At 41.9% G+C, this 3,500-nt stretch carries 4 protein-coding genes and 2 pseudogenes; 4 read left to right on the plus strand and 2 right to left on the minus strand.

Annotation, left to right across the window (positions count from 1 at the left end):
- Window positions 1–234, plus strand: a 234-nt coding sequence (locus tag BHE85_RS12260) for an IS1 family transposase (protein WP_001393844.1), incomplete at its 5' end; no start/stop codon positions are given.
- A 944-nt stretch (window positions 235–1,178) separates the two neighbouring features.
- Here the strand turns inward: BHE85_RS12260 and queE are convergent.
- The gene (queE, locus tag BHE85_RS12265; protein ID WP_001199970.1) at window positions 1,179–1,850 is read right to left on the minus strand and encodes a 7-carboxy-7-deazaguanine synthase QueE; all 672 of its coding nucleotides are present in this window, start codon (window positions 1,848–1,850) and stop codon (window positions 1,179–1,181) included.
- A gap of 138 nt (window positions 1,851–1,988) precedes the next feature.
- Here queE and yqcG point away from each other — a divergent pair, with 138 nt between their 5' ends.
- Both yqcG and BHE85_RS12275 read left to right on the plus strand, forming a co-directional pair.
- A complete protein-coding gene (gene yqcG, locus BHE85_RS12270; protein ID WP_001288227.1) occupies window positions 1,989–2,129 on the plus strand; it encodes a cell envelope stress response protein YqcG in 141 nt (46 codons plus the stop codon).
- A 13-nt stretch (window positions 2,130–2,142) separates the two neighbouring features.
- Window positions 2,143–3,015, plus strand: a pseudogene (locus BHE85_RS12275) (TPM domain-containing protein).
- 45 nt (window positions 3,016–3,060) lie between these two features.
- Here the strand turns inward: BHE85_RS12275 and BHE85_RS27475 are convergent.
- Window positions 3,061–3,144 (minus strand): annotated as a pseudogene (locus BHE85_RS27475) (hypothetical protein); the annotation flags it as partial.
- 49 nt (window positions 3,145–3,193) lie between these two features.
- Here BHE85_RS27475 and BHE85_RS12280 point away from each other — a divergent pair.
- Window positions 3,194–3,500, plus strand: a 307-nt coding sequence (locus BHE85_RS12280) for a transposase (protein ID WP_032219445.1), incomplete at its 3' end; no start/stop codon positions are given.

The following is a 3,500-nucleotide window of genomic DNA, read 5'->3' on the forward strand; positions in this document are numbered from 1 at the left end:
TCGGCCTTTGAGGTCGTGGTATGGATGACGGATGGCTGGCCGCTGTATGAATCACGCCTGAAGGGAAAGCTGCACGTTATCAGCAAGCGTTACACTCAGCGCATTGAGCGACATAATCTGAATCTGAGACAACATCTGGCAAGGCTGGGACGGAAGTCACTGTCGTTCTCAAAATCGGTGGAGCTGCATGACAAGGTCATCGGGCATTATCTGAACATAAAACACTATCAGTAAGTTGGAGTCATTACCAAAAACTTTAACTAGTTCGGTTTATCCCTGTTTTTACAAGGAATATTAACTACACTCGATGTCTTTAGAATAAAAGACAATACGAATCGCACTTTATCAATTTTCACTTAAAGTATGAACTGGATATCTTTATTCATAAGAACTATTCATCAACAGCGTATAGAGGCGGTTATGTAAAACCACTCATTAGCCTCAAAACAAAGACAAACTTCCAGATTTATTACTTAACCAATGAATAACAAGCTTAAAAAATATACTGTTATTCTAAAGAAAAAATTAACAGGCATTAATTCAATATTAAAAAAATAATAGATTAAAATTTCTTAACGATTTAAGAATCATACAAATAACACTTTGATTAAATTTAATTTTTTGTATCGATAATTGTGAACCTCTCTGGCATGGAGAACTATTTTGAACATGAGGTGTTACGTGGATATGTTGCTTATTACAAGTACTGCTAATATAAAAACTTGAGAAAGAGATAACGGGTTATATGGTGGTTTATCCCCGCTGGCGCGGGAAACTCCCAGCTCTTGCCCGCCTCAAAGGGTTGTAACTCGGTTTATCCCCGCTGGCGCGGGGAACTCTGTAAACATAACCTATTATTAATTAATGATTTTTTAAGCCAGTAACAATCTACCAACTTTACAGTATCACACAAACAACACATCCATTATGTTAAAGAGTACTTAATTCATTGATTAAAAAGGTAAATATTTAAAATAACTCTATACAAATTAAAATCTACCAAACTTTACCGCAATAATTTTCACTCCAGCGAAAAATTAATGCCACAGAATTTGTAGATAATGCTAATGATTAGCCCTGGATGGGTAAAATGGAGGAGTTTTCAGAGGCGACAAACAATATAAATGAGTAGAAGTCTTTACAGGTTCCACCCATTTATAACGCTTATAAATGTTTAATCAGGCAATATTTAGATATTTATGTGTTTGCATCGACAAACGCCAATTACGCGCAATGCAGGTTTCAATGCACAAACGTGTGGCATCATCCTTTTGGCTAATCGGCTGCAGTGCAATGACTCGCGGTTTATCATCGGTCAGCGTTGCCAATAGTTCATCGAGTGCTTCAATATCGCGTACGCGCCCCACTGGATGCTTGATTTCGTTGGCTCGCTCCAGTGCCTGTGACAACACGTCATAGCCGCCGCGCATGTTCAGCTTTGGCGATACGGTAACCCAGGTATTCGGTGTGCAGCGTACTTCATGAGTTCCACTGGTTTCGATCTGGCAGCTAAAACCGTTCTTTTCGAGCAGGTCAGTCAGTGGCAGCAAATCATGAATGCAAGGCTCACCACCCGTAATCACCACATGCCGCGCGGTATATCCCTGCCGACCAATGACAGCCAGCAAATCTTCACTGCTCGCCGCCCCCCACTTATCACTCTCTTTGGTCTTCGCCAGAATGCTGAAAAGGGAGACTTCCCGATCCTCAAGCTTTTCCCAGGTGTGTTTGGTGTCGCACCAGGCACAGCCAACCGGGCATCCCTGTAAACGAATAAAAATGGCGGGGACGCCGGTAAAGTAACCCTCACCTTGCAGGGTCTGGAACATCTCGTTAATCGGGTACTGCATAGCATTCTCTGTGAAGTGGATAATTGTTAATTATTGCAGATCCTGCCGCAACAATCATGCCTTATTAACATTCTGTTACATGCAGATTTAAAGAAAAATGCGAAACATATCGTTAATAATTAAAGGGAGTAACGTATTATGTCAGAAGAAAATAAAGAAAATGGATTTAATCATGTCAAAACATTCACCAAAATTATATTTATTTTTTCTGTATTAGTTTTTAATGATAACGAGTCTAAAATTACCGATGCCGCCGTCAATTTATTTATCCAGATTTAATGAGAAATTTATAATGCGCTATTTCATACTAATGTTCACTTTCGTATGTTCCTTTGTTGCAGCCCAACCAACTATTGTCCCACAATTACAGTAACAAGTTACGGATCTTACGAGTAGCTTAAACTCACAAGAAAAGAAAGAACTGACGCACAAGTTAGAATCTATTTTCAATAATACCCAAGTGCAAATTGCTGTATTAATTGTTCCCACAACCAAAGACGAGACAATTGAACAATATGCTACAAGAGTTTTTGACAATTGGCGTTTAGGAGATGCCAAACGTAATGATGGGATACTGATCATTGTTGCCTGGTCAGATCGTACTGTCCGCATCCAGGTAGGTTATGGGCTGGAAGAAAAGGTAACCGATGCTCTGGCTGGAGATATCATCCGTAGCAACATGATACCCGCATTTAAACAACAAAAATTTGCTCAGGGATTAGAGCTAGCTATAAACGCTTTGAATAACCAACTCACTTCACAACACCAATATCCGACTAATCCTTCAGAAAGTGAATCAGCGTCTTCCAGTGATCATTATTACTTTGCTATTTTTTGGGTATTTGCAGTGATGTTCTTCCCTTTCTGGTTTTTTCATCAAGGCAGTAATTTTTGTCGCGCATGTAAAAGTGGAGTCTGTATTTCAGCAATCTATCTTTTAGATTTATTCCTGTTCTCCGATAAAATTTTTTCCATTGCTGTATTTTCCTTCTTTTTTACTTTCACCATATTTATGGTCTTTACCTGTTTATGTGTACTTCAGAAAAGAGCATCAGGTAAAAGTTATCATTCAGACAACAGCGGTTCCGGTGGAGGCTCAAGTGGCGGCGGATTTAGCGGCGGTGGCGGTTCTTCTGGAGGTGGCGGCGCATCCGGCCGCTGGTAACTCAACCATAAAAAATGCCATCCCGGAGGCTGTAATGCCAGTCAGTTAAGCAACTGACTGGCTCTTTTTCGGGGCTGTGGGGTATTTCCAGGGCCTCTCCTTTACCACTCTCGGGAAGGCCCTTTGAACCGCCCCGGGAATCCTGGAGACTAAACTCCCTGAGAAAGAGGTAAACAGGATGACTAAAAATACTCGTTTTTCCCCCGAAGTCCGTCAGAGGGCGATTCGTATGGTTCTGGAAAGTCAGGGCGAATATGACTCACAGTGGGCGGCAATTTGTTCCATTGCCCCAAAGATTGGCTGTACACCGGAGACTCTGCGTGTCTGGGTACGCCAGCATGAGCGGGATACCGGAGGCGGTGATGGCGGGCTCACCACCGCTGAACGTCAGCGTCTGAAAGAGCTGGAACGTGAAAATCGTGAACTGCGCCGCAGTAACGATATCCTTCGCCAGGCTTCCGCTTATTTTGCGAAGGCGGAGTTCG

The organism is Shigella sp. FC1567 (assembly GCF_001743015.1).
Lineage (GTDB): Bacteria > Pseudomonadota > Gammaproteobacteria > Enterobacterales > Enterobacteriaceae > Escherichia > Escherichia coli.

Coding starts and splice junctions, on each gene's coding strand:
- queE (WP_001199970.1), bottom strand. CDS start 1,850: ATGCAGTACCCGATTAACGAGATGTTCCAGACCCTGCAAGGTGAGGGT.
- yqcG (WP_001288227.1), top strand. CDS start 1,989: ATGTCAGAAGAAAATAAAGAAAATGGATTTAATCATGTCAAAACATTC.